The organism is Pseudomonas sp. NFIX28 (assembly GCF_900107395.1).
Classification (GTDB): domain Bacteria; phylum Pseudomonadota; class Gammaproteobacteria; order Pseudomonadales; family Pseudomonadaceae; genus Aquipseudomonas.
The window spans coordinates 185,727-211,654 of sequence record NZ_FNPW01000011.1; the positions used below are offsets into that span (position 1 = coordinate 185,727).

Consider the following 25,928-nt stretch of genomic DNA (forward strand, 5'->3'; position numbering starts at 1 on the left):
CATACCTTCTTTTGCTATACAAAATTCGATGTCCCTGCTTGTTCCAGACCCCTTCCGGAATTTGTTTTCTTGCGCGGCGCGTCGCAAGAGCCCTAGACGAAATGCCTAAAAAATGGGCCATAACTTCCTCAGAGACCTTATCTACGTCAGGGTGAGGTATGGATTCCAAACTGCTATTCGTCATCTCTTTAACCCTCCCGTCTGTGTGAGTAAGGCGCTTCTTCCTATGAACCCGGGGTCGGACGTTCCGTCCATTGCGACTGAGGCAGAAGTAACCATCACGCAGCCTCCACAGTAAATTGGTTGGCGGTACCGAGTGGTTGTCCTACTGAGTTGCCCTGAATTCCTGGTTGCAGCTGCGCCGCCATTGCAAGCGCCTGCTCGCGCAGAGATCGGGCATCACGCTCGAGCTGCTTGCCAGTACGAAAGGCGCTAAAGGTTTCGGCGGCGATCCGCAGCAGCTCGCCGATGGCGACCAGCGTCTGGTTCTCGGCCGGGCCAAAGAGGGGAACTGCTTCAAGTCGTTTGCAGGTTTGTGCCAAGCACGTGTGATCGGACCGGATGAACTGCAGGGAGGCCCGTAGCTCGCGGATGGTTTTGGCGCTTGCGGCGCGCTGGATGTCTTCACCCTCGCGCAGGCCAGTCTCCAGACCATCACTGCGGCCCATGATGTAACCGCCCCAAAGCAGCAGGGCGGCCAGAACTATCAGAATGACGAGTGCACCGATTTGTATTGGGGTCATCATGTGGTGTGCTCCTGGGATGGTCGTTGGCTGGTGGTGACAGCCGTCAGTGGTGTGGGGGCAGCATGGCGTTGGCCGTCCTGCTGTCGCTGCATGTCTTCATCAGCCTTGTAGGCGCGGATGTCGATCAGCGAGGCGACGTGGCGGATGTGCGCGTACTTCAGTGCCTTGCGGCTGGTGTCCAGCGTGGTGATCGGAAGCTGGATCCGCCCGCTGTTGATCTCCGTCACGAACGACTGCTCGTTGAGGTTGCGAAAGTACTGCTCGCGGACTTTTTCCAGAGGGATCAGGACGTCACCGAAGATGCGATACAGCAGCTCGACCGTGGCCGATTCGGGCGCCGGATGTAGGCGAAGCGGATTCTGTGCAGCGTTACTCATGGCCTTGTCGAGCCTCCTTGCGTTGTTGTCGTGCTGGGTGGTTCCAGGCGTTCAGGCAGTGGCGTCTGGTCAGCTCGCGCAGATGTTCGGGCACTTCGAGGAGCGCGGCGTTGCGCTCTTTGCGTGTGCGCATGGCAACGATCTGGCGGGCGTACTCCCTAGGCCACGTCACGGCGATCTACCGGGATGGCAGGAAGATCAATGTCCAACTGGTCGGCCAGCCAGTGGATGCCGGCTTGCTTGACCCGGGTCGACTGGCTGTATTGCAGGCCGTATTTCTCGTCATACCAGGGGCTGTCCTTGACCCGCAGGTACGCTTTGTCGCGCTTCTGGTGCGCCGGCAGGTTTCCCTTGAGCAAACCTTTTTCCCGCATGAGAGCGATCAGTTTGGGGCGAGTGAGGCCGAGTTGAGCGGCTGTTTGGGCGAGCGTGCGTTCCATGGCGTCCCCCTCATGCCGCGTGCGCAGCAGGGGTGGCCGCTGCAGCGAGGTGGTTGATGGACTCGATGAGCCTTGCGTAGATCTCGACATCGGGGTCGTACAGGGTGAAGCAACGCGTATGCGGGCTCTTGTTGCCGATGCTCAAGATGGCGGTGACACCGCGACGCGAATGGGTGCGATGCAGCGCCAGATGCAGTGGAAGTTCGAAACCCATGTCAAGGCTCAGCACGCCGCCGGTGTGCACCAGTTCGAACACACGCTGCTTGTCCTGGACTTCAAAACGGCCGTATTGACGATCGGCATGCGGACGCTGCACCAGGTCGCTGGAGTTGCTCGCGTCGAACGGACCGTTGGCAATCTCTTCGATGAAGTCGGCCAGTTTAAGGTGCATCTTCTTGTCGTTCTGCAGGGTCAGCGTGTGGCGCTCGTTGCCCAGCTCCACGACAAAAGTGCTTTCCATTACGCCGCGCTCAGCCTTGAGGCGAAACGCCAGGCATTCACGCTTCGGTGCTGTGCGCAGGACGTGGTTGAAGGTCTCGGTCAGGTTGACCTGGGCGTTGAGCAACTGCAGGGTGCGGTTGTCGATTTTGTACTTAGTCATGCCGCGTGCCCTCCGCCGTTCGGGTCGAAACACTTGGCAGGAGGGCGATGTTTTTTGAAGGTCTTGGTGCTGATAAAAGCGCAGCCACTTTCTCGGGCCAGACGGCGAACCTCGAAAATGCGGGAGGGATCAGCGATGGTTGGATGCAGATGAATCGTAGCTTTGGTATGCATGAGTTTGCCTCGCTCTGTGGTGAAAGAGTGAGTGCAAATTAGCAACAGCTAATCCATTTCGCAATAGCAAATGCTAAATTTCAGATCTCCAAGTACTTTGACGGCTTCAAGATAGCGCCTACGTAATGGATTTTTTCGACGAGCTTTTCTTCCAGGAAGATAGGAGGGTAGCTGTCGTTAATGCTGTCGAACCGGAGTTGACCGTCCCGGTGATAAATGAACTCTTTCATCATTCCTCTACCATCGGTGGTCCGCACGAGTACTTCATCGCCAGTTTGATAACGATGATTTGGCTCAATGAGCACAAACTCCCCGTTTTTGATGCGTGGATGCATGCTGCTTCCCACGACTTTCAAGCCATATGCATCGGGATCGGAACTGATAATTTCCAAGTACCCATCGGCATGACCTGGGGGATATTCAAGTGCGTCGAAATAGCCGTCAGTACCCAATATTGCCTTTCCGACTACGGGCACTGGGGCTGGGCGCCGGTGCTCGCTTGCTTCCCGCTCTTCAGCTGTTCTAAGGGCGGTTTCGTTGATAGTTGCATTGAAGAAAGCGGGGTGGGGCAAGACTGGGGGCTTGAGGCCAAGAGCAATCCAAGCGGCGGTAATTTGATGCTGGTCTTCGGCGGAGTAGGTTCCCGTGGTAAGCAAATCAGCAGGAATTGCGAGTTTTTTAGCAAGGTTCGTGGCAGCTCTGTCACCCAATGTCCGGTGCCCGTTCAGGATCTGAGAAATGTACGAAGCGTCCACATCGGCATGCGCTCCGGCAAAGTCCTTGAGCTGGTTTTCACCAATCAAGGCTTTAAGAATCGTGAGGCGTTTTTCGTAGATATTCATATAGGGAATCATCCGTGCTCCGTTAGCAAAATGTAAATTACGTTTTGCTATTGCGGACCGGATTAGCAGTTGCTAATCTTGTGTTGAATAGGGGGTTAGCAATGACGCTTCTCGAATACATAAAAATCCTAGACGACGCACAGCTCAAGACCTTTGCCTCTCGATGTAATACCTCAGTCGGCCAATTAAAGCAGGTCGCTTATGGCAATCGTCGGGCGAACGCAGCTTTATCCATTTCGATTGATCGGCATAGCTGCAGTCGTGTGACGTGTGAGTCGTTAAGGCCAGACATTGATTGGCAATATTTGCGAACGCAGGCACCAGCTAATCACAGAGTAGAAAACGCTGCATAGAAAAAAGGCGACCCTAGGGTCACCCAGTTTCTCCCGACAGCATCACCACAATGCAGTCGGGTCGCGATGTCGGAAGGCGAGCACACCACATGCCGTCGACCTTCATCGCGTTTCCAAGGCTCGGAAGCCTTGGTGTTGCTGCCGTTCTTACCACAGAGCTGGCAGCTGTTGCGCCAGGGGTGAACAACGGATTGTTCGCCCCAGCACGGTGCCGGTTATCCCCTGCAAGGGTTCCCGGCGTTTGGGCCATACCAAGCCACGCGGCAAATGTATCACCAACGTCTGTCGCGCGGCACTGGCAACTTTTAGGATTAATGCCATGAGCCGAATTGCTCTCAGTTCTCTGGAACGGGCGCAGCGGGAAATCCTGCCGCTCGATTTAGCGTTGTACCACGCCGCTCGCGATTACCCGGGCGGCGCTGCTGCCATCGCCGCTACCACCGGCCGCAACCCGACCACGCTGCAGCACAAACTGTCACCAACCCATCCGAGCCACTCCATCAACATTCAGGAATTCGGCGAGATCCTCGAACTGACCAAAGATCGCCGCATTCTCGATGCGGTGCATGCGCTGGTCGGCGACACGATCTGGCAGGAGTTGGCTGACACCTACACCAACGACATGCCCGAGACCCTGACCACGGGTATCGCCGAATACTTCCGGCAGGTCGCGGATCTGGCCGAGACCTGGGCCAAGAGTATCGGCGACGGCGTCGTCACCGATCAGGAACTGGCGGCGATTCGTCTGCAAGTGTTCCGGGGTATTCAAGGGCTGCTCGGGTTGTTCAACCGCGCCACCTACGTCAACCAGACGACGCGAGGTGCCGACCGTGGCTGATATCGCCGATTTCGCCAACGATCTGGTGCAGGAACGCATCGATCAAGCCATGGCCGCGCGCAGCGCAGCCAAGGCCGAAAGTGCTGCTCATTCCTTGCTGTTCTGTGAAGCCTGTGACGATCCTATCCCGGAAGCGCGTCGCTTGGCCCAACCGGGTTGCTCACAGTGCATCAGCTGCCAATCCCTCTCTGAGCGGGGGATTCGTCATGCTCGATGAGGTACTGGGGCAATTCGCCGATTACGGTCTGGAGCCAGCGCAACCGCTGGTGTTCGGCAAGCTGACCCGCTGCAAGACATCGCAGGACAAGGGCAAGGAAAAGAACGGCTGGTACGTGGTTCACGAGCAGCGCACGGAGAAGGGCGACACGCTGATCTTCGGCGCTTTCGGTGACTGGCGTTCGGGTGAGACCCAGAAGATCAAGGTCAAGGCCGGGCGCATGTCGCCGGAAGAACGCGAAGTGATGCGCGCCCGTCAGGAAGAGGCCAAACGCCGCGCCGCCGAAATCGCGAACAACGCTGCGCGGCGGGCCGCGAAAAGGGCACAGGGTTTGTTCGAGCGCATGCCGACCACCGGACGCAGCGATTATCTGGACCGCAAGCAGATCGTTGGCATCAATGTCCGCTACGCGCCGCGCACCGGCGCCGTGCTGGTGCCGATGAAGAACGCCCGTGATCAGGTCATGGGCCTGCAGGTGATCTTCCCGAACAAGCAGGAAGACACCGGCCGCGACAAATCCTACTGGCCTTATGGGATGGCGAAGGAGGGCACCTTTCACCTACTCGGTCCGCATTCGGTACCGGGTGAGCCAGTGCTGGTCTGTGAGGGCTACGCAACCGGCGCCAGCCTGCACATGGCGACGTCGCTTGCCGTAGCGGTGGCCTTCGATGCGGGCAACCTGTTGGCCGTGTGCAAGATCATGCGCGAGCGCTTTGCCGGCTGCCCGCTGATCATCTGCCGCGATGACGACTGGAAGACCACCAAGCCTAATGGTGATGCCTGGAACCCAGGTGAGGAGAAAGCGAGCAACGCTGCCCTGATCGTCGGTGCCCAAGTGGTCTCTCCGATCTTCTCGATTGAGCGCCACGACAAGTGGACTGACTTCAACGACCTGCACGTCGCCGAAGGCCTCGACGCGGTTCGCCGACAAGTGCTCGCTGTGGTGCGTCCACCGGCCGCCGGTGGCTGGAAAGATCAACTCGCCCGCAGTGAAAGCGGCGCTCTGATCGCGCACATGCAGAACGTCGAACTGATCCTCGCTCACGACGAACGCTGGGCCGGGGTGATCAGCTACTGCGCTTTCAGCTCGAAGATCGTCAAGCTGCGTGCGGCGCCCTATGGCGGTGGTACCGGTGAGTGGGCCGACATCGACGACGTGCGTGTCATGAAGTGGCTCGCACAGCAGTACAACCTGCGTGTGAAGTCCTCGCACGTGATCGAGGCCGTCAGTGTCGTGGCGCACGACCACGCGTTTCATCCGGTGCGCGAGTACTTGAAAAAGCTGGAATGGGATCGCGTGCCACGCCTGGAGCGCTGGTTGACGGATGTCATGGGGGTGAAGGCAACCGACTACACGTCCAAGGTCGGCAAGCGCTGGATGATCTCGGCCGTAGCGCGTGTGATGAAGCCAGGTTGCAAGGCTGACTCGGTGATGATCCTCGAAGGTGTACAAGGCGCCGGTAAGTCGACCGCCATGAGCGTGCTCGGTGGTGAGTGGTTCATGGACACGCCGTTTGCCCTCGGCGACAAGGACGGCTTTCAGGCGATTCGCGGCAAGTGGATTGTCGAGCTCGGCGAGCTGGACAGTTTCAACAAGGCCGAGAGCACAAAGGCCAAGCAGTTCTTCTCGGCCTCGACCGACACCTACCGCGAAAGCTATGGCCGCAGAACCCTGGACGTGCCACGCCAGTGTGTATTCGTCGGCACCACCAACCAGGACGAGTACCTCAAGGACGCCACCGGCAACCGACGTTATTGGCCGGTGGCCTGTACCAAGGTCGACGTGGCGTTGCTGCGCGAGATCCGCGACCAGCTGTGGGCCGAAGCGATGTTCTGTTTTGAGGCCGGCGACCTCTGGTGGGTAACGCGAGAGGAAGCGCCGATGTTCAGCGAGGAACAGGACGAACGCTTTGTGGTGGACGAATGGGAAACGCCCATCCTGACCTGGCTCGAAGAATCACAGATCGGCGAGACCACCACCGGCAGTGAGGTGATGAGTCAGGCGCTCAAGCTCGATCCCGGTCACTGGGGCAAGCCGGAGCAGATGCGCGTGGGTGCGATCCTCCATCGACTGGGCTGGCGACGGTTCCGTTTGGGCGCATTGAGCAAGAGCGGCCAGCGGCCTTGGGCGTACAAGAAACCGGAGGGTTGGGGCAGGGCGCCTGCGCTGGAACAACCTGAGTTTGAGGAGCCGTGCTTCGATGATTAAAGCGATCGATATGGCTCTCAAGCAATGGGCGCAGGAGCTGCACAGCGATGAGGTTGCCGCCGGTTACTCAGGCGGCAACATGGTCGCCATGATGATGGAGAGCGGTGGTCAGCTTGTGCGCGGAAGGCGCGGGAGCAGGGTGCCGCTGGAGGCCTCTCTGGACATTGAGCGCATCGTCAAGAAACGCCTCGATCCCGAGTTGATGACGGTGGTGCAGGTGCATTACTTCCAGCCCGATACGCCCTTGACAGTGCGTCTGGCTCGAAGTGGCTGCACCCGCAATATCTATTACCAGCGCCTGCATGACGCCCACATCGTGGTCGAGCACTTCCTCCTGGGGGAAGCGGCTTGATCGTGAGCATCCCTCTGGCTTACGTCGTCCCACCGGCCTGCCTCCGTCCCACCGCTTTTTGCGGTGGTGGGACGGGCGCAGGCCGCGTCGTTGTTGGGCTGTCCCACCGTCCCACCTTTTTCAGGCCTCCCGCCCGTGTGTGCGTAGCGGGTACAGGTACGCGCGTTTACGCGCACGCGTGCTTTTTAAATTTCTCTCTATACACGAGAAAAGAGAGATAAAAGTAGGACGGTGGGGCAACGCCCCAATCTGCGGGACTTTCAGACGTCCCACCTAGTTTTAGAGAGGTGGGACGCATGGGACGCCACCGAAACAACAGAAGCAAAAGCCAGCCGGGTTGAGATATTCACCGACATTCGCCATCCGTTCACCGGGCGTAAGCCACATATTCACCGGATGGCATTAAAACGGTCTTGCTGCCACCAGAATCGACCTGTAAAAAGGGGCCATCTTCGATGGGTGCGACCGCAAAGCGCGGCAGGCCACCCACTACCTGACCCGGCCATTGCGCCGGGTCTTTTTGTTTAAGGGGCAGGGCAATGACGAACGAGCAACAGGCACTGTCAGAGATGCCGATCTGGTTGGTGATTGCCCTGTCCCAGGTTGGCGGTGTCTCCGGCGAGATGTGGCGCGCTGACAAGGATGGGGCACGAGGTTGGGCGTTACTGCGCCGCCTCGCACTTCGGTCCGGTGCCTGCATCGTGTGCGGTGTGTCAGCGATGATGTTGCTGTTCGGTGCGGGCCTGTCGATCTGGACAGCGGGCGCCCTGGGTTGCCTGACCGCGATGGCCGGCGCGGACGTCGCCATCGGCTTGTACGAACGCTGGGTGGCCAAGCGCTTGGACCTGAGCGAGGCGGAACCGAAGGCATGAGCCGGGCAGGCCGGGTAGGGTGCCGATTTTTCCGGGTCCTCCCCAAGGGCCGCCCCCTACACGGGTTGCCGAACTCGCGGAATCTCTCTAGCTGAAACCTTTGCAGGGATGTCCGTCTTTCCAAGTGGAAGACGGGTCTCAGCACTGATAACGATCACGAATGTGCTGGTTGTAGTAGGCGCCTTTGGACACCGCGGCCATCAAGCCATTGTGTATGGCCGATGGGACGCCGCAGAAATCGTAAGAGTGACCCTGTTCAAAGCGGATCCTCATTCGTCTCGTTGCTGGGTCGTAGCCAACGGCGGTCATCGCACTGGAATGCACGGCAATCATTTCCATGACATCTCTCCCTCTGACGGATCGTCCACTGATGCTAGTCGAACGAGGCGGATCTGCGGCCCGGGCCACCGAAAACGCGCCGGGGACCCTGGGGACTTTCGAAGGACACGGGGTCGGAAACCCGCGGGAAGGTGTTAGCGGACAGTTCACCAGCTTAGTGAACTGGAGTGAACTGGAGTGAACTGGAGTGAACTGGAGTGAACAGGTGAACCTCCCCGTATTCATTAAGTGAACAGGACATTCCATCATGACTGTAATCAGTAAAACGGAGTTTGCAGCACGGCGTGGCTGGGCTAAATCGTATGTGTCCAAGTTGGCCAATCAGGATCGGTTGGTTCTGACCGAGGATGGCAAGGTAGAGCTGGAAGCCACCGAAGCATTGCTGGCCGAGTCGGCCGACCCAAGCAAAGCCGCCGTCGCCAACCGTCACGAACGGCTTCGTCTGCAACGGGAAGCGCAAAACGCCGGCGAAATACCTGCAGTGCCGCAAGTCGGGCAGGCGGCGGACTTTCAGAAATCCCGCGCTCTGCGGGAGCACTACCTGGCGCTGCAAGAGCAAGCCAATTTTCACAAACAACAAGGCACCTTGGTCGAGCGCATCGCGGTGGAAACCGGTGCCTACAACGCGGGCCGCCTGTTGCGGGACCAACTGCTGGGCATGCCCCCGCAACTTGCAGCGGAGCTCGCCGTCATGACCGACCCCTGGCAAATCGAAAAGCATCTGACATCGGCTATCCGTCGCTCGCTTGAGGATGCAGAGCGCTTGTCCTCGGCGGATCTTCAACATGCAATGACCACGAGTTAAAGCCATGCCTACGGAACGAATCAGTCCCGGATGATCTCGGCCAAAGCCTGGCGCATCGGCTCGCCGGAGACATGGACGAGGCCGGAGAAGGGCGAGTCGAGCTCCAGGATCATGGTAATTCCTCCCGAAACCGCAATCGAACAGAGGCAGGAAACGGCGATCGTCGTGGCATTGCGAGGTGCGAACAAACCAAAGCTGGAGAAAACAAGGCCAAGCCAAAAGATCAGCAGAATCAGGAATGGCATCGGAATATTGCTTACACGTTGTTCCGCGAGCATCCAGCGCGCCTCTAACACGTCGTCCGTTAGCTTGAGTGCCTGCGAGCGGATCCAGCGCTGCCTCGGGGTAGTTGCAACGAGCATTAGAATCGAGTCCTGTGTCGCCTCCATCATCCGCACAGTCGCATCGGTTGACCGAGACGGTTCTCCAGCCATCGGGAACAACTCTTGCATTTTCGCACTGGCGTAGGTGCGCAACTCGGTACGCGCACCTTCCGCCTCTGGTCCGTATCGCTGCATCAACCGGTTGATGCGGACGATGTCTATGGCGATTTTAGACACTTCAGCCGACCGTGACGAAAATGAACTGTTCGCCGTTGAAATCATCAAGCCGATCACCAACGCTGACATCATGCCGACAATCGCCGCCGACACGGTGATGGCATTACGCGACTCATTACTAAGGTGATGCTCGGGCAAAGATCGCACAGCAAAAATGCCTATCAGTGCACCACCAAAGATACACATGAAGGCGATTACTCCAATACCGATATGGTTCATGAGAGAAAAGTGCGCATCGCATCACCTTCGCGTTCATGTTGTCGGGAAGTTCGGTGCCGCAAGAGCAATATCTTTTTAATTGCGATGCGAGCGGCGCACTTGGATCGTTTTGTTGCATTGGTGACGTGTAGACATCCGCGCCGCGCCTTTCATGAATCGATTTCGGCCTATCTCTCTCACGATCACAACGTCCGGAAGGTCAGACAATCTTTGCCGATTTCACCCGCCGGGACTAAAAGGCGCCGCTCGCGAAGCGCGGCAAAGGCGGCCCGATCAACGAAATGACACTCAGGATTGCCCGCTCGCGGATAGCCAGTCGGCGGCGCGCTCGGCAATCATGATTGAAGCGGCATTGGTGTTGCCACCAATCAGTGTCGGCATGATCGAGGCATCCACAACGCGGAGTCCCTCAATCCCATGCACACGCAGCTGGCTGTCCACCACCGCCTGCTCGTCGATGCCCATTTTGCAGGTGCCGACCGGGTGATAAATGGTGTCGGTGCGCTGGCGCAACAGCTCGATCAGTTGTTCGTCACCGTATAACCCTTCGCTGTGCATATCCTTCAGACCGTAACGTGCCATCGGGGCTTGCTGGATAATCTCCCGGGTCATTCGGTATCCGCTGAGCAGGGTCTCCACATCATCGTCATGCCCCAGAATGTTGGGATCGATGCGGGGTGGGGCGCTCGGGTCATTCGATTGCAAGCCAACGCTGCCTATGCTTTTGGGGCGCAATACGCACACGTGGCAACTGAAACCATGCCCCCAGTGCAGCTTGCGGTTGTGATCGTCAATCATCGCAATCACCGAATGCAGCTGGATATCAGGGCGAGCAAGTCCGGAATCGGTTTTCAGGAAACCGCCACCTTCGGCGAAGTTGCTGACGAAGGGGCCGCTTCGATGCCGGGCATATTTGATCAGTGCCTTGCCCATCTTTGCGCCACCGCGCAGGGAGACTCCCATCAATGACGTATCGTGGCTCTTGTAGCGGAGCACCACATCCGGATGGTCTTGCAGGTTCTGCCCAACGCCGGGAAGTTCGTGCTGCACAGGTATGCCCTGAGGCTTGAGTTCCGCCTGCGGGCCAATTCCCGAGAGCATCAACAAGTGCGGACTACCAAAACATCCGGCACTGAGCAGTACCTCTTGGCGAGCCTTGATGGTCTGGTGGTTGCCCTTGATGCGCAGCTCCACGCCGACGGCCTTCTTGCCTTCCAGCACGACGCGCTCGGCGGCCACCGAAGTCAGTACGGTAAGGTTCTTGCGGATCTGGCGAATCGGTTTGAGGAAAGCGGTGGCCGTGCTCCAGCGCCGACCATCGCGGATAGTCACGTCGAACTGGCCGACACCTTCCTGGTCGATGCCGTTGAAGTCAGGGTTATGGTGGTGTCCGGCCACCTGCCCCGCCTCGATAAAGGCTTGGGTGACGGGATGCATCGGGTTCCTGCCGACATAAAGCTCGCCTTGCGCACCGTGATAGTCGCAGGCCCCGCGGTGGTTCATTTCACTCTTGCGAAAGTACGGCAGTACATCGGAGAACGACCATCCCGGATTGCCCAGGGCCTGCCAGTCGTCATAGTCACTGTGATGTCCACGGATATAAACCATGCCGTTAATTGAACTGCTGCCACCCAACGCCCTGCCGCGAGGTTGATAGCCACGACGTCCGTTCAGGCCAGGCTGAGGTACTGTCTGGAGCGCCCAATTGACGTGTCGGCTCGGCACAATCGCCGCGACGCCCACGGGTGCGTGGATCAATGGCGAACGGTCTTCCGGGCCGGCCTCCAGCAAACATACGGTGACATTGGGATTTGCACTCAGGCGATTAGCCAGGACGCAGCCAGCTGAGCCGGCGCCGATGATTACGTAGTCGAATTCCATCACAGATTGATCCCGAGAGAGCAAATTGGGGCTGCTTCGTCAGGAAGCAGTAGGGGATGTGTCGGGATAGATTGTTGGCGCAAACGCACAGAAAATTATTGACCTCTCATGACATTTATTTGATCTTTGATGATATGACTTCTTTAATCCGAACAACGTCATTCACAGGATTCCGTGAAGTGACGAGCCAGCTCGGCGGGCAAGCTGACCTCATGCTTGAACGCTTCCGCATCAACCCGGACCTGTTGATGGACGAGGACGCGCGCGTGCCGTTACGTTCGTTGGTAGGGCTACTGGAGTTTGCTGCGCGAGAGCTGGAGTGTCCCGATTTTGGTCTGCGCATGGCCGAGTATCAGGACTTGCATATTCTCGGGCCCATTGCGGTGATTGCCCGAACGTGCGCCACGGCGGGAGAGGCGTTGGCGCAAATCATCCGGTTTATCGGTTACCACAGCCCGGGCATCCGGCTGGATCTCGATCTGAGCGAGGCCAACGCTCCGCGTCTGGTCATTGATATCCGGTTGTCCGGACCGAGCCCGCGCCGGCAAATGGAGGAGCTGGCGATGGGGATGGCGCATAACGGCATGAAGTTGCTGTATGGCGCCGATTTCGTTGCTCAGTCCGTTCTGTTTTCCAGTCATCAGTCACTGGCGCAGACACGCTACCGGCGCTATTTCAAAACGACGGTGTACAGGGGGCAATCCTGCAACGCACTTGTCCTGCGTGACGAGCAACTGAGTCAGCGCATCGAGCAGCAGGCCCCCTTCCTGCATCAGGCACTGGAACAGTATTTCGCCCAGTTCGACTGCCAAGCGACATCGGATGTCGTCGATCAAGTCGAGCGCCTGGTTCTGCGAATGATGCCGATACAGCGTTGCCGTTTGCCCTTGATTGCCGAGCAACTCGGCATGCACGTGCGTATGTTGCAACGCAGGTTGGCCGATCACGGGCAAAGCTTTGATGAGTTGGTCGAGACCCTCCGTCGCGACCGTGCCGACCACTATCTGGTGCAAAGGCACATGCCGATGTCCCAAGTCGCCGGGCTTCTTGGCTACAGCGAACAGAGTGTGTTCAATCGCGCTTGCCGGCGCTGGTTTGCAATGTCGCCGGGAGCCAGACGTCGTCAGTTACTCAGATGAAGCCTCAGCCTTGCATTGGCCTTAACCGCCTTGCGGCACCACTCGGGCATCATTACCTGAGCCTTGGATATAAACGTTCATACCTTTACCCAGGGATGGATTGATCGGCTGGGTAACCGACACCAGTACACCACTTTTGACCCGCACGATGATCTGTTGCGCTACTATCGGTTGGTCGTACTTTTTCTTCTCTGCGTAATTTCCGCCAACAGCACCGGCGAGCGCGCCTGCAACTATGGCGACATCGCGCCCGGTGCCGCGACCGATCAGGCTACCAATGCCGAGTCCGCCAAGGCCACCGAGTACGGCGCCGACGCCACTGTCGTGATTGGTCTGCATCTGAGTCAGCGATATCTGCTCGATCCTCCCTGAGCGAATCTCGGTTTCACCGGCACCGCCATCGGTTGATCCCACGGCGGAGCAGGCACTGATCAGCACAGTCGCCAACGTGAGCGTCAGCCAGGACAGGATTGCTTTCATTGCTGTTCACCTCGTTATTGGTATTTGATGGCAATGCCTTTGAGCTTGCGTCCCTGGATCGTTTCAATGTCACGGCTCCACAGCGGGCCAGTCACGTAGGCGGCGACGGGCTGAATGTGGTCATAAACGATGACCACCGCGTCTGCGCCAAGCTTGGCCGCTTCTTCACGCAGTTTCTGTTCAACCTGAGTGATGGGCGGCGCCGGGTCGACACTGGCATTGATGAGGATTTCGCCCAGTTGCACATTGGATCGCGTAGGTTCTACGCGCAATACCTTGACTTCGCTGGGCAGGGTTGGCGCAGGATGCTCAACCCCGACGTACGCAGTCGTCTGGGCATCGACCGTCGCGCATGCACTCAGCATCAGCACACTGGCGATGAGCGCTGCGGCGAGTAGCGGCATTTGTAATTTTGAGAATCGAAGCGATGAACAGGTCCACATGTCAGTTGCCCTCTGCTTGAGGCTTGTTCAACCGCCAACGTGCATCGGCGGTTGAAACAGGGCTCAGCTGCGGATGAACGCCCAGAGATCGGCATTCAATTTGTCGATGGCGGCCTTAAAGTCTTTCGTCGTGATTTTCTGGCTTTCGTTCGACAGCTGCCTGCCAAATACCTTGCGTACGACTTTGGCTACGGTCTGATTGGTTTTCGCGTCGATAAACTCGGCTTCGAGGAACAGGTTAGTGTCCTGATCCCGGTGACCGATGGCTGCCTGCGTCGCCCCGACCACGGCCGCGACCGGCACCACTTCATACCATTTCATGCCTTCGTTGGAGGCACTCACACCGGTGATAGCTGCGCGCAGGAGCAGGGGTTTTGACCCGGCCGGTGCTGCGCTCTCGTTTGAAACCACCCGGTATTTCTGGCCGAGCACGCCTTTGGCCTTGCTGGTCATGTAGTTCTGCAATTCGTCCAGCGTCTGCTGGTTGACCCGCTCGTTGGGCTTGGGCGCCGGATAGAGTTCCAGCTTGTTGAACACCACCGTGTCGTAAGCGTTTGCGTTCCACGACGGACTCACCCAGCGCATGGTCTTCTCGCCACTGGTGGTCGTCACTTCTTCCAAGTTGTTGTAGTTGGGGAGGAAACCGGAGTACTGGTCCTGTTCGGTGACTTTCGATGTACAACCAACGAGGAGGAGCCCGAACAATGCGGCGCCGATAAGTGATTTTCGGGACAAGTTCATAGTGGATTTGCTCCTTGGGTAGGATCGTTTTTTTGTTAGCGGTACTTCAGAATCGCCAGGTCATGTTTCCGGTCAAGGCTTGAATCCAGGCGTTATCGAACTGACCGGAAGTTCGAGTGCCCGACACGGATTTAGTCTGATCCACCGGCTGGTCGCCGAGCCAGGCCATGACCCAGCTAACGTTGACATCGGTGTCCTTATCCAGGGCAAAGGTGGCCCCCGTTGCAATGCGCCAGGATTCACCCATGGGCACGGTGAAGGTACGATTGCTGTCCGAGACGGCGCTGCTGTCATACGCCACACCGAAGTTCCACAACAGTTGTTCGGTGGCCTGGAATTGCGCGCCGAGAGAGAGATGCCAGGTGTCCTTGAAGTTAGCGTCGACGGTTCTTGATTGCGATCCCAGCGCTGTGGTATCGACCTGCACGGCAATGTCACCGAACTCCGACCAGTCCTGCCAGTTGACCGACGCCAGTAACGCCCATTGCCGGTCGAGTTGCTGGAACAGACTCAGGGTGACGGTTTGCGGCACCGTCATATCCAATTGGGTATTGGTTCCATTGACCCGCTCCAGCAACCGGCCATCGCCCTTGACGTCCAACCCGTCTTCGAATTCTAGGTCGACCTTGCTGGTGTAAGTCAGACCGATGCGTGTGCCGAGTTGCGGGGCGTAAATCACGCCCGCGTGGGCACCAAAACCCCAATCATTGTCCTTGTACTTAAACTGCCCGTCGCTGCGGTCGGTGAACCCGAACGGCGAGCGGTCGATGGCGGTCTGTGCTTGCAACATGCCGTACATGGCTCTCACGCCGAGCCCCACTGACCACTGCTCGTTAAAGCGGTACGCCACGCTCGGCACCATCGACAAACCAAGCAGGCTGGCGTTCTGCGCAAAGTAACGCCCTGACCATTCGTTGTCGTAATTGACCGCCAGCCCGAAGTCGCCGTACTGGCCGAAGCCGACGCTCCAATGGTCATCCAGTTCATGGCTGATGAAAAAGCTGCCGCCGGGAATCGGATCGAGAGCGTTACCACTGCCGCTGCCTGAGACATTGGTATCGGAATCGCGATCAAAGGTCAGTTCGCCATAAAGGACCTGCAAACCGCCGGTGATTTGCGTGCCTGGCAGGTAACTCATGCCCGCCGGATTACTGGCGATGGTCGAAGGGCCTTGGGCGCGGGCGGCGGCACCGGCATTGGCCAGGCCAACGTTATCTGTGCCGATTTCGTAAAGCATGATGCCACCCGCCCAGGTTTGCTGAGAGCACAGCGCAAGAAGCGTAAGGGCGGGTAAGGCTGTTGTTCTGGTTTGCATATGAACCTCGACAAACATCGTTTCCAAGTTAGGGATGCCGGCGGCCTCCTGTCCTTGGATTCGCCACCTGTTGCCCACGCACTTCTAAAGGCGAATTGGCCTGTGTCGAGAAAACCTGAACTACGCTGACTGGGGCCGGTTTATTCGCCAACGCCCCCCTTAATTCTTAGTCCATATTCTCGATAACGAGAAGGAGCTACTGGTGAAAATACGCATTCTCCTCACGACACCTATGGCCTTGACAGTGATTTGGCCCATGATCGGTCTTGCCGCTGATAGCCAGGCCGAGCTGGCCAAACAGGCACTAAATCCGGTTGCTGCGCTCTACAGCCTGCCCATTCAATACAACTGGAACCAGAAACTTGGCCCCAGTGGCGAGGGCTATCAAAGCGTCACCAATATCCAGCCCGTGCTGCCATTCAGCCTGAACGATGAGTTGAATCTTATTTCCCGGACTATCCTGCCGATTATCGACCAACATGGCCTTGTTCCCGGTGGGCAGGCCAATAAGTCGGTATCGGTGATATTACTCAAAGCTTCTTTTTTCACCCAAGCACCCAACCGCAGGCGACTGGATTTTGGGGGCGGGGCCGGCGATTCTGGTGCCAACCGGCAGCGATGACCTGTTGAGCACTGAACAATGGGGGGCGGGCCCCACTGTGGTCGCCCTCAAACAAAGTAATGGCTGGACCCGCGGCATTCTGGCCAACCACATCTGGTCGCTGGAAAACAGCCCGCCCGATGACAAAGACAAAATCAACCAAACCTTTCTGCAGCCGTTCTTTAGTTACACCACCCACACCTACACCACCTACGGCATCAACACCGAATCCACCTACGACTGGCAAACCCGCGAATGGTCAGTACCGATCAATCTCTCCGTCACCCAGTTGTTCAAAGTGGGTCATCAACCAATGAGCCTGCAAGCAGGTCCTCGCTACTGGGTTGACAGCCCGAAAGACGGCGCCGAGGGCTGGGGATCTCGGGTGGCATTCACGCTGTTGTTTCCCAAGTAAGTCCAACCACAATCGTCAGAGCCCAAGCCGCAGTGAAGCGGTAGAGGCGATAGGTTTCATGGCGCCGCAGTATCAAAAGGGTAGATTTTCACCCACTCTTTCGCCATATCAACCACCGTCCACTTCTGCGCCAAAGCTTCATCCAGCGCCTTGTCCAACTTGCCAATCTTCGACTCCCGGTCATACGCCCACTCACGCTGCGCGTCGGTGTGATGCACAAGTCCCATGAAGCGTTTGCCATCGCCCGCAGCGGTCCATTGCAACATTTGCTGATCACCATCGGAGTTACCAAAAGCGAAGATCGGCCGGCGGCCTATAACCGCGTCAATACTCACGGGTTTACCTGGGCCATCGTCGTTATGAGCGAGCTTAGGCATGCGCATGATCACCGGCTTGCCGGCGTTATATTGATACTCAGCGGTGAAGGTCGTCCCGATGACCTGCTCCGGTGGAACGCCATACACTTCCTCCGTCCAGGCGCGCATGAACTCCACTTCGCCCCCAGAAACGATGTAGGTTCTGAAACCGTTGGCTCGCAAGTAGGCGAGCAATTCCAGCATCGGCTGGTAGACCATTTCAGTGTAGGGTTTATGGGTTTTGGGATGCACGGACTTTGCGAGCCATGTGCGGACATTGGCCAAAAAGGCTTGAGTACTGATCTCGGTATGGGTGGCATCGATGATCTTCATCAATCCCTCCATACCACTGCCAGCCAACGTTTTCTGGTCGTTTTCCAGAACTGCCTTGAACGGCTGCTGTTGTTGCCATTCAGGATGCTGTGGTGCCAGGCGTTTGACCTCTTCAAGGGCGAACAGCATCTGAAAATACATGGGCTGTTCGCTCCACAGCGTGCCGTCGTTATCGAACACTGCAATGCGTTCAGCCGGTGATACAAAATCCTTGGAACCATCGGCCGTCACGGCGTGCACGAATTCGACAATGGCTTGTTTGGAAGAGCCCTCACGCCAAGAGGGTAAGGGTTCGGCCGCTTGCAGTAGCAGCGGCCACAACAAGACAAGCAAGAGCCAATGCATTGCCGGACGACCCAATGAAATGTTGTTCATGGATTACTCCCCTAGAACCGGGCGAGAAGGTGAATTCTTAAATATCCACTGCTTAATTTTTCACGCGTGTTGGATACTCGCCAACTTCAAGCTGCGAAGTGGCGACCTTTGATGAGGTCGCCAATTTTCGGCTGATTGATCAGTTGCCAACAGGCATCGGCAAGTTGACGCCCTCTTGCTTCAGAGCCTCACGCACGGATTGAAATTTCTGATACTGCGACAGCGTGATAGGTCCGTCATAACCCATACTTTGCAGTTTTCGCGGTGGGTATTCGACGTAGGTTTTCATCAGCTTCATGATCGCGGCTGTGATCGGCACCATTGTCCAAGTGCGCTCCGTAAAGGTGGTCATGAAGAGGTCATAGCGCTCTTGCGGGTCTTGCCACAAGTCAAAGACTTGCGGCACGGTGGCCACATATTTTTCTGCGCCTTTCCACCCCAGGTTAGCGTCCACCGCCAGACCACCGGTATGCGCGCCATCATCACCGCGCAGGTTGAACACGGCCTTATAGTTTCCGACGCGGGCCGCACCCGGGGTCAATTCGTTCTCGGTAAAGTAGAACCACTCTTTGCGTGGGGAAGGGGCAGTGCCGGTGAGCACGGGGGTCATGTCGTAACTGTCGAAGATAATCGGCTGACCCTCGCGATCTTTCTCAGGCAGCTTTACGCCAGCAACAGAGGCGAACGTCGCCATCAAATCCAAGCCGCCAAGAATCTCGTGGTTTTTTGTGTCTGGTTTGATTTTCTCTGGCCAGACCGCAATCGCCGGAACCCGGTTACCGCCTTCACGCACCGTGCCCTTGGTCCCGCGGAACGGTGTGTAGCCGGCATCCGGATAGACGTCCTGCCAGGCACCGTTGTCAGTGGTGTAAACCACCAAGGTGTTTTTATCCATCCCAAGCGCCTTGAGTTTGTCCATGATGCGACCTATGCGGGTATCCAGTTCGACCACGGAGTCGGCGTACTTGGATTTAGACATGGACTTATGAACGAACTCCGGTGCAGGCATGTTGGGCTGGTGCACCTTCATGAAGTTGACGTTAATAAAAAACGGCTTGTCCGATTTGGCCGCTGTATCGAGAAACTCCAGTGCGGCTTTTTCGACATAGTTGTCAAAGAAGGGGATACCGACCACACCGGGCTTGCCATCCACGACAGGAGTGTCCACGTACTGGCCATTGACCTTGAATTCTTCGATCGGTTTTTCACCTGCCTTGCCGGACATCGCGCCTTTGGTCACCTTGGTAAACATCGCGCGGGTTTCCGGGTCCATGTCGGGGAACCATTCGGGGTCGGCATAGGTGTAGGCATTGAGATGGTACAAGCCGACGTATTTCATCACGTCGTAGCCCTGCGCATTGGGCAAGGCATAATCCGCTTCGCCCAAGTGCCATTTACCGGTGAAATAGGTGTCGTACCCCCCGGTTTTCAGCACCGAGGCCAAGGTCCACTCTGCCGCTGGTAAACCACCACCCTGGCCCTGCATGGCCACGGTGGTCATGCCGCTACGATTAGGGATACGTCCGGTTTGCATGGCCGCTCGACCAGGCGTGCAGCTTGGCTGGGCATAAAAAGAATAAAAAGTGACTCCCTCTGCCGCCAGCTCATCGATGCTCGGCGTAGGCATACCTCGACCGATCCCGCCTCCGTAGGGGCCAAGGTCACCGTAGCCGGTATCGTCGGAGACGATAAACAGGATGTTGGCCTTTTCCGTTTGAGCCGCATGGGCCAGTCCGTTCAATGACAATAGTGCAGCAAACACGACAGATAACTTGAAACGATCCGATAGCTGGTCCATACCAGGATTCCTCGTTGTTTCATGGTGTTAGCAACCGGGTGATGAGCGCACATCAACATCGATCCTTAGTGCATTGACCACCGAGTAGTTCGCCCAGTTAGTGCGTATAGAATCATTTTTTCTTATTGTCTGACCCTTACACGGGTTAAGACACAGAAGGAGTCTAGTGCGGTTTTTTTCGGTTGAACATGTCGCTCGTAATGTTTTTGGGGCAGCATGTAAAGCCAGAGTTACAAACTGTATGTACACCCACTATTAATCCAATAAACCGCACTGCAATCACTGGATAGGGTGGGGGTTCTATTTCCAAATAAACTAAGCAGCGTCATCGAGTTGCTTGTGCTATATCACCGCAAAAAATATCGACGTTGCCATCTTCGGGTGAGGTTCGCACGACAACTGAATAATTACCCGAGAGCAGATCTGGCATTGTTATCGGTGCGCTTCTGTAAAAGCTCCAACCACCGGCACCAGTGGCGGATTGAGTGTCGACCTTGTCGTTCATTGCGTAGGCGGCTGGTCCTGGTTGCTGGCAACTGCCATTATTGATGAACGTGTACAAGCGCGGAGGCATGATGGTTCCGATGGGAACGCCTGTAACGTTGAAGTCAAAGTTAGTTTGATTGCCTACGCCGGTCAACGTGGTAGTGGCAACATGCCCCGAATTTTTGTGAGTCGCTGCCAGAGGAAGGTTCATTGAATGGTTTGATGAGCTGGTGCAGCCAAAGAGGATCGCGGTGAGAAACAGCGTAGCCAGGGGGGAGCAGGGTTTCATTGCCAACCTTCAATATTGGAAGAAGTGCGGTGGGGGACTATTGGGTATAGCTCATTAATAGCGTTGCACTCATGAGCATCTACTTTTATAGCCCCCCAAATTCCTGAAAACCCTGGTTTATCGATCAGTCTTTTGAGCCCGAACGCTCAACTGCCGGAGCACCTGCAAGTAAGTGGGTGGTTTCGGTACGATGCCACGGTCGCGCAAAAGCGCATGCAATTGTGGCAGGCGAAAATACGGCACTGACGCCATTAGATGATGCTCAATGTGAAAGTTGACCCGAATAGGCGCCACGCAAGCGCGGGCGATCAAACCAGCCTGTGTAGTACGAGTACTGCGAAGTACGTCTGGGCTTGATTCCAGACAGGCATGTTCCGCCATGGAGCGAATGCGGATGAACAGCGGAAACGGTGCGATATAGGCCAGCACCCAAACGCCGTATAACCAAGTATTCCCGCTTATCCAGAACGCAGCAAAGAGCAGGCCGTTGGTGAGCAGCATACCGCTTGCGTTTCTGAAGAAAGTCCGCGGGTAGTCCCACCAATGACGACCTTCCTGTGGCAGGCGCCGGATGTCGCTGGTCAGCGACCATTGCAGTACGCCGGCGTCCATCAGCAATCGTCCCACCAGGAACTTGAGGCCGGTGACACCAGAAAGATCACGCAAACACTTACGCATCAATGAGCGGCGAGTCGTAGGCAGCCCCGCCACAAGACGGAGATCGGGATCGTCGACGGTAGAGGTTTTGGCGTGATGGGTCAGATGATAGGGACGGTACTTGCGCAGCACATTCCAGATCGGCCGGGCGCACAACCAATCGACCAGTACATCATTGCACCATTTGGTCTTGAACAAAGTTCCGTGCGCGGCGTCGTGCTGCAAAATCCCAAAGCACAACTGGCGTCCGGCAATAATGACGACACCTGCGATCAGCGCGAGGCTAAATCCCCACCAGGGTAAGAGTTCGCGGGCCCAGGCCAGACCCATAAAGGTCAAGGCCAGCACACCCCAGGTAGAACCCACCGCCCAGGCGCCCCAGCAGTCTGAGCGTTCGCTAAAAGATTTGATTTCATCTCGGCTGAGAATATCGCTGATCTTAGTCTTGTTATGCATGTCTATCCTCTACATCAAAGGCCTGTAGCCAGCCTGGGTGATGAGTCAGTTGAGTCTTAAGGGCTGTTGCAAAAAGGTGCGCCAGATCTGGTGACCCTGATCCACGAAACGTTTGGTACAGGCAAAGAGTTCAGTGCGCAGCGCCACATCGACCAAGGGTTCCGGCAGCAGGGGATCGAAGACAATCTGGCGGATGGCTTCGCGGCCGAGGATGAAAGACTCGCGTGCGGCCGCATCGAGCCTCAGTTGCTCGGCGCGCAGTGTCCAGCTCTCCAATTGCTGGCAATTGCGGCGATAGCTGTCGTTAAGCAACTCGCCATTCCACAGGCCTTGTATTCGCTGTACCTGCGTATCTTCGAAACCCGTGGCCTGGAAAACCAATGCGGCCGGCTCCAGGCCGAGGTCGATCAAGCGTCGGCGCAACGACTCGACATCAGGCTCGACATTGTTCGGGCGGACATACAGGTCCTTGTCCAGTTCCGCGAAACCCATCATGTGCAACGAACGTTCACGCTGGCGCAATATGTTGCGGTCACTGCGTCCCAAGGCGTTGCACGCGACCATCAGATAACTACCGTCCCACGACCGTAGATGCTGCTCCACGCTACGCCACCCAAACAACTGCGTCGAAATGTCCTTGGCCTGTGGTCCCAGCTGATAACTTCCGCGCCCCGCACCTTCAAGTAGTGCTTCGATAGTGAGCCGCGCCAGGGTGACTCGGACGTTGTTTTCACTGATTCCGAATAGCTCACACGCGGCAATGGCTTCCCTGACCTGCAAGGGAATGCCGTTTTTAGCGACCAGCAGTTCGAGCACCAGGCTTTTTACGCAAGGTTTCATAGTCATACCAAGTCATTACGCTTTTGGATGGGGTTTAGCTCGATTGGTAACATTACACAATCGGCAAATACAATATTAATTACGTAATGATCAAGGGCGGTGTGGGGAGAGGTGCAGCAAGTTATAGCGGCTGTCGGGTGATGTCCTTTGCCAGGTGTACCGCTGGATTCACTTTGTCCTCATCTGGGCGAGAAGACTTTCCCGCTGACAGTTTTCTTCTTCCACGGCCCTCACTTCCCTCATGTAAACCTCTACCGCAGGTGGCAGTGAGCGATCTTTCAGGTAGATGAAGCCGTAACGGGTGCGCAGTGCGAGGTCATGGATGGGTAACGGTACGATTTCTCCCGCCATGATTTCCTGCTCAAAAGTCGATAAATTCCCTAAAGTCAGGGCATTACTGTTCTCGACGAATCGAATGATTTGCATCGGCACGTCTATTTCGATTGCCGGTATAAAATCGCCCGTCACCGCGTCATAAGCGCCGGCACAGCCCAACGTTGCCGGGAGCAAATGGGTTGCCAGCCGCAGCGGAATGCGCGAGGCCACCCAGGGGTAATCGAGCGTTTGTGCCAACGTCAGTGAACGATGTTGCGACAGCAGCGGGTGGCCGGGACGGCAAAACAGACGACCCTCATGCTCCCCCAACAGCTCACAGGTGAACTCTTCCCTGCCTTGCAACGTACTGATTTCGGCGATCCCCAGATCCACTGCACCTGTGGCGACCTGATGAGCAACTTCACGCCATCCGGCGACATGTGCAGTGACCTTGATTTGCGGATGCCGGGCATGCAATCGCGCGATGCTGGCATAACCGCTGGTGATGCTGGGGTAGGGACCCAGAGCGACCCTGAGGGCTCCGATTTCTCCTCCCGCCAGCAAGGCGATGTCCCGCCGCAGGTCCTCCTCGGCCACTAACAGGCGCTGGCTTTTTTCCCGAAGCAAATGACCAAACGCAGTCAACACGACGCCTTCTGTGCGTCGGTCGAACAGCGTGACCCCGAGCTCGGTCTCCAGCAATTGGATGCTTTTGCTCAGTGCCGGCTGGGAAACCCCCAACGCTTTTGCTGCCCGACCAAAGTGCGCATGTTCAATCAATGCCAAAAACTGATGTAAGCGGCGTGGTGTCATATCATAACCTTTATGTTATCGAAAAATATAAAAAGCGGAATTTTTCGGAATTAACTGAATATGCTATTCATGGCCTGACGGGTCAAGCTGACGACGCACAAAACAGGCACCGTGCGCAATCAACGGCATTGACGCTCATTGGCACACCCTTTGGCGCAGGAACCCTTTCATGTACAACAAGACCCTTCATCTGGCCCTGGCAATCACCCTTGGCAGTGGCGTCAGCCCGGCCATTTTTGCTGCCGATGCAAACGGCTTAAGTTCTGATCCAGCCTCAACACAAAATGCGCATTTCGACAGCAAGGGCAAAGCGCCTTCGCCTTACACGATCGAGATGCAAAATGGTTTGCGCAAGGCTCTTCCGTTTGCGGACAAGCGCGATTTTGAAGAAGCGAAAAAAGGCTTCATCGCTGCACCGTCCTACAACAAGATCATGGCCGAGGCCGGGAATGTCGCCTGGAACATGGGCAGCTATAACTTCCTGCTGGAAGGCAAGGACTACGACAGTATCAATCCGTCCCTGCAACGCCAGGCGGTACTCAACATGGCCTTCGGTCTGTATGAGGTAGTTCCGGAGAAGATCTACCAAGTGCGCGGGTTTGACCTGGCCAACATCACCTTCATCAAGGGCGATACGGGCTGGATTGTGTTCGACACCCTGATGTCGAAGGAAACTGCCAAGGCTGCCTTGGATTTCATCAATGAAAAACTCGGCCAGCGCCCGGTCGTAGCGGTAGTGATCTCTCACTCCCATGCCGACCATTTCGGTGGTATCCGCGGAGTGGTCGATGAAGTTGATGTGCGCAGCGGCAAGGTCCCGCTGATAGCACCGACTGGTTTTATGGAACATGCCCTGGCTGAAAACGTCTACGCTGGCAATGCCATGAACCGGCGCGCGTTCTTCCAATATGGTGTGATGTTGCCGCACAGCCCGTATGGCCATGTCGACATGGCCATTGGTAAAAATGCCTCCATTGGCAACACGGGGCTGATTGAGCCCAATCGCTATATCGCGAAAGATTTCGAGACCCTGACCATCGACGGTGTTGAAATGGAGTTTCAAAGCACACCCGGCACCGAAGCGCCGGCGGAGATGAATACCTGGTTCCCGCAATTCAAGGCATTCTGGGCCGCCGAAAATATTACCGGCACTATCCATAATATTTACACGCTGCGTGGTGCCCTGGTCCGTGATCCACTGGTCTGGTCGAAGAACATCAATAACGCCTTGTATCGTTACGGACAACAGGCCGACGTCATGTTCGCGGCGCACAGTTGGCCACGTTGGGGCAATGAGCGCATTCAGGATGTCATGCGCGCGCAACGCGATGCCTACGCCAACCTGAACAATGCCGTACTGCACGCCGCCAACCAGGGCGTCACCATCAACGAGATTCAAAACGTCTACAAGTTGCCCGAAAGCCTAAAAAACAATTGGGCGACCCATAGCTACCACGGTTCGGAAGAGCACAATAGCCGCGCCGTGATCAACCGCTACCTGGGTTACTGGGATGCCAACCCGGCGACGCTGATGCCGCTGTCTCCGAAAGATTCGGCGCCGCTGTATGTAGAAATGATGGGCGGCGCAGACAAGATCATGACCAAGGGGAAATCCCTGTTTGATCAAGGCAAATACCGTGAAGCCTATGAAATCCTCAATAAGCTGGTCTATGCAGAACCACAGAACAGCAAGGCCAAGGATCTGCTTGCGGATGTCTATGAGCAGGTCGGCTATCAGAAGGAAAGTGCCGGGGTGCGCAACAGCTTCCTCGCTGCAGCGTATGAATTACGCCATGGCATGCCCAAAGGGGTGCCGCCAAAATCCACCGGGCCAGACCTTATCCGCGCCATGAGCACGGAGTTGTGGCTGGAATACCTCGGCATCAGCCTGGATGGCAGCAAAGTCGCGGATCAACACTTCATCCTGAATCTCAAGACGCCGGACAATGGAGAACAATTCGTAGTGGAGTTGAGCAATTCCACACTGACCAGCATCAAGGGACAGCAGGCCAAAAACGCCGACCTGACCATCACTCTCAATCGCTCTGCGCTTGAAGGCGTGATGGCGAGAAAAACCAGCTTCGATCAGCTCGTCAAGGACGGCAAGGCTAGCTTCACCGGCAATCACAAACCGTTCGAACTGCTGATGGCCGCCATGACGCCGTTTACCCCGGACTTTGAACTACTGCCAGGTACAAAGCAGTAGGTGAACTGCGTGCTTAATCCCGCTGAGTGCCAGTAACCTTGGCGCG

General features: G+C 56.7%; 28 protein-coding genes and 1 pseudogene. 11 read left to right on the forward strand and 18 right to left on the reverse strand.

Annotated features, from left to right (window positions below; genetic code table 11):
* Positions 1-278 precede the first annotated feature (278 nt).
* The 4 genes from BLV20_RS21070 to BLV20_RS21085 all read right to left on the reverse strand — a co-directional run bounded on the left by BLV20_RS21070 (position 279) and on the right by BLV20_RS21085 (position 2,164).
* Entirely contained in the window at positions 279-746 is a 468-nt protein-coding gene (locus tag BLV20_RS21070; RefSeq protein WP_092304404.1) for a hypothetical protein, read from the reverse strand.
* Positions 743-1,123, reverse strand: coding sequence for a pyocin activator PrtN family protein (locus BLV20_RS21075; RefSeq protein WP_092304405.1), 381 nt, complete (start codon positions 1,121-1,123; stop codon positions 743-745). The genes BLV20_RS21070 and BLV20_RS21075 overlap by 4 nt, the downstream gene beginning before the upstream one ends.
* A 158-nt stretch (positions 1,124-1,281) precedes the next feature.
* The gene (locus BLV20_RS21080) at positions 1,282-1,563 is read right to left on the reverse strand and encodes a phage antirepressor KilAC domain-containing protein (protein ID WP_092304406.1); all 282 of its coding nucleotides are present in this window, start codon (positions 1,561-1,563) and stop codon (positions 1,282-1,284) included.
* A 10-nt stretch (positions 1,564-1,573) separates the two neighbouring features.
* Positions 1,574-2,164, reverse strand: a complete 591-nt coding sequence (locus BLV20_RS21085) for a hypothetical protein (RefSeq protein ID WP_092304407.1) — start codon at positions 2,162-2,164, stop codon at positions 1,574-1,576.
* A gap of 47 nt (positions 2,165-2,211) precedes the next feature.
* Between BLV20_RS21085 and BLV20_RS31490 the strand changes: the two genes are divergently transcribed.
* Complete coding sequence (locus BLV20_RS31490; RefSeq protein WP_175540240.1) at positions 2,212-2,379, forward strand: hypothetical protein; 168 nt, start codon at positions 2,212-2,214, stop codon at positions 2,377-2,379.
* Between the two features lie 38 nt (positions 2,380-2,417).
* Here the strand turns inward: BLV20_RS31490 and BLV20_RS21090 are convergent, their stop codons facing one another.
* A complete protein-coding gene (locus BLV20_RS21090) occupies positions 2,418-3,179 on the reverse strand; it encodes a S24 family peptidase (RefSeq protein WP_092304452.1) in 762 nt (253 codons plus the stop codon).
* 101 nt (positions 3,180-3,280) lie between these two features.
* Between BLV20_RS21090 and BLV20_RS21095 the strand changes: the two genes are divergently transcribed.
* From BLV20_RS21095 to BLV20_RS21120, 6 genes are all read left to right on the forward strand, one after another.
* Positions 3,281-3,532 carry a helix-turn-helix domain-containing protein gene (locus tag BLV20_RS21095; protein ID WP_092304408.1) on the forward strand — a complete coding sequence of 84 codons (252 nt, stop codon included), beginning with the start codon at positions 3,281-3,283 and terminating at the stop codon, positions 3,530-3,532.
* Positions 3,533-3,851: 319 nt separating this feature from the next.
* Entirely contained in the window at positions 3,852-4,370 is a 519-nt protein-coding gene (locus tag BLV20_RS21100) for a phage regulatory CII family protein (protein WP_009049401.1), read from the forward strand.
* On the forward strand, positions 4,363-4,587 hold the full coding sequence (locus BLV20_RS21105; protein WP_092304453.1) for a TraR/DksA family transcriptional regulator: 225 nt from the start codon (positions 4,363-4,365) through the stop codon (positions 4,585-4,587). Before BLV20_RS21100 ends, BLV20_RS21105 begins: the two co-directional genes overlap by 8 nt.
* Entirely contained in the window at positions 4,577-6,796 is a 2,220-nt protein-coding gene (locus tag BLV20_RS21110; protein ID WP_092304409.1) for a VapE domain-containing protein, read from the forward strand. The genes BLV20_RS21105 and BLV20_RS21110 overlap by 11 nt, the downstream gene beginning before the upstream one ends.
* Entirely contained in the window at positions 6,789-7,148 is a 360-nt protein-coding gene (locus BLV20_RS21115; protein WP_092304410.1) for a PA0613 family protein, read from the forward strand. Before BLV20_RS21110 ends, BLV20_RS21115 begins: the two co-directional genes overlap by 8 nt.
* A 539-nt stretch (positions 7,149-7,687) precedes the next feature.
* The gene (locus tag BLV20_RS21120; RefSeq protein ID WP_092304411.1) at positions 7,688-8,020 is read left to right on the forward strand and encodes a phage holin family protein; all 333 of its coding nucleotides are present in this window, start codon (positions 7,688-7,690) and stop codon (positions 8,018-8,020) included.
* 138 nt (positions 8,021-8,158) lie between these two features.
* On the opposite strand, the gene BLV20_RS21125 is transcribed toward BLV20_RS21120, so the two are convergent.
* The gene (locus BLV20_RS21125; RefSeq protein ID WP_092304412.1) at positions 8,159-8,359 is read right to left on the reverse strand and encodes a KTSC domain-containing protein; all 201 of its coding nucleotides are present in this window, start codon (positions 8,357-8,359) and stop codon (positions 8,159-8,161) included.
* A gap of 247 nt (positions 8,360-8,606) precedes the next feature.
* Between BLV20_RS21125 and BLV20_RS21130 the strand changes: the two genes are divergently transcribed.
* Positions 8,607-9,164: a terminase small subunit gene (locus BLV20_RS21130; RefSeq protein WP_092304413.1), complete on the forward strand. Its 558-nt coding sequence runs from the start codon at positions 8,607-8,609 to the stop codon at positions 9,162-9,164.
* A 20-nt stretch (positions 9,165-9,184) separates the two neighbouring features.
* Here BLV20_RS21130 and BLV20_RS21135 read toward each other — a convergent pair whose 3' ends face one another.
* A complete protein-coding gene (locus BLV20_RS21135; protein ID WP_092304414.1) occupies positions 9,185-9,943 on the reverse strand; it encodes a bestrophin-like domain in 759 nt (252 codons plus the stop codon).
* Between the two features lie 288 nt (positions 9,944-10,231).
* Complete coding sequence (locus tag BLV20_RS21140; RefSeq protein ID WP_092304415.1) at positions 10,232-11,824, reverse strand: GMC family oxidoreductase; 1,593 nt, start codon at positions 11,822-11,824, stop codon at positions 10,232-10,234.
* Between the two features lie 74 nt (positions 11,825-11,898).
* On the opposite strand from BLV20_RS21140, the gene BLV20_RS21145 reads away from it, so the two are divergent.
* Positions 11,899-12,963, forward strand: a complete 1,065-nt coding sequence (locus tag BLV20_RS21145; protein ID WP_256577853.1) for an AraC family transcriptional regulator — start codon at positions 11,899-11,901, stop codon at positions 12,961-12,963.
* A 21-nt stretch (positions 12,964-12,984) separates the two neighbouring features.
* On the opposite strand, the gene BLV20_RS21150 is transcribed toward BLV20_RS21145, so the two are convergent.
* The 4 genes from BLV20_RS21150 to BLV20_RS21165 all read right to left on the reverse strand — a co-directional run bounded on the left by BLV20_RS21150 (position 12,985) and on the right by BLV20_RS21165 (position 15,942).
* On the reverse strand, positions 12,985-13,443 hold the full coding sequence (locus BLV20_RS21150) for a glycine zipper 2TM domain-containing protein (RefSeq protein ID WP_092304416.1): 459 nt from the start codon (positions 13,441-13,443) through the stop codon (positions 12,985-12,987).
* A 14-nt stretch (positions 13,444-13,457) separates the two neighbouring features.
* The gene (locus tag BLV20_RS21155; RefSeq protein ID WP_092304417.1) at positions 13,458-13,886 is read right to left on the reverse strand and encodes a YajG family lipoprotein; all 429 of its coding nucleotides are present in this window, start codon (positions 13,884-13,886) and stop codon (positions 13,458-13,460) included.
* A gap of 63 nt (positions 13,887-13,949) precedes the next feature.
* Positions 13,950-14,627, reverse strand: coding sequence for a DUF3313 domain-containing protein (locus BLV20_RS21160; RefSeq protein WP_092304418.1), 678 nt, complete (start codon positions 14,625-14,627; stop codon positions 13,950-13,952).
* A 46-nt stretch (positions 14,628-14,673) separates the two neighbouring features.
* Positions 14,674-15,942 carry an OmpP1/FadL family transporter gene (locus BLV20_RS21165; RefSeq protein WP_092304455.1) on the reverse strand — a complete coding sequence of 423 codons (1,269 nt, stop codon included), beginning with the start codon at positions 15,940-15,942 and terminating at the stop codon, positions 14,674-14,676.
* A 232-nt stretch (positions 15,943-16,174) separates the two neighbouring features.
* Between BLV20_RS21165 and BLV20_RS21170 the strand changes: the two are divergent.
* Positions 16,175-16,958: pseudogene (locus BLV20_RS21170) on the forward strand (transporter).
* 56 nt (positions 16,959-17,014) lie between these two features.
* On the opposite strand, the gene BLV20_RS21175 reads toward BLV20_RS21170, so the two are convergent.
* From BLV20_RS21175 to BLV20_RS21200, 6 genes are all read right to left on the reverse strand, one after another.
* A complete protein-coding gene (locus BLV20_RS21175; protein ID WP_092304419.1) occupies positions 17,015-18,022 on the reverse strand; it encodes an HAD family hydrolase in 1,008 nt (335 codons plus the stop codon).
* A gap of 139 nt (positions 18,023-18,161) precedes the next feature.
* Complete coding sequence (locus BLV20_RS21180; protein ID WP_092304420.1) at positions 18,162-19,820, reverse strand: arylsulfatase; 1,659 nt, start codon at positions 19,818-19,820, stop codon at positions 18,162-18,164.
* A gap of 325 nt (positions 19,821-20,145) precedes the next feature.
* On the reverse strand, positions 20,146-20,595 hold the full coding sequence (locus BLV20_RS21185) for a hypothetical protein (RefSeq protein ID WP_092304421.1): 450 nt from the start codon (positions 20,593-20,595) through the stop codon (positions 20,146-20,148).
* A gap of 117 nt (positions 20,596-20,712) precedes the next feature.
* On the reverse strand, positions 20,713-21,708 hold the full coding sequence (locus BLV20_RS21190; RefSeq protein ID WP_092304422.1) for a fatty acid desaturase family protein: 996 nt from the start codon (positions 21,706-21,708) through the stop codon (positions 20,713-20,715).
* Between the two features lie 45 nt (positions 21,709-21,753).
* Entirely contained in the window at positions 21,754-22,554 is an 801-nt protein-coding gene (locus BLV20_RS21195) for a PaaX family transcriptional regulator C-terminal domain-containing protein (protein ID WP_175540241.1), read from the reverse strand.
* Positions 22,555-22,716: 162 nt separating this feature from the next.
* Positions 22,717-23,676: a LysR family transcriptional regulator gene (locus BLV20_RS21200; protein WP_092304423.1), complete on the reverse strand. Its 960-nt coding sequence runs from the start codon at positions 23,674-23,676 to the stop codon at positions 22,717-22,719.
* Positions 23,677-23,845: 169 nt separating this feature from the next.
* On the opposite strand from BLV20_RS21200, the gene BLV20_RS21205 reads away from it, so the two are divergent.
* Positions 23,846-25,882 (forward strand): alkyl/aryl-sulfatase, encoded by a 2,037-nt coding sequence (locus BLV20_RS21205; RefSeq protein WP_092304424.1) that lies wholly within the window; start codon positions 23,846-23,848, stop codon positions 25,880-25,882.
* Positions 25,883-25,928: the final 46 nt, after the last annotated feature.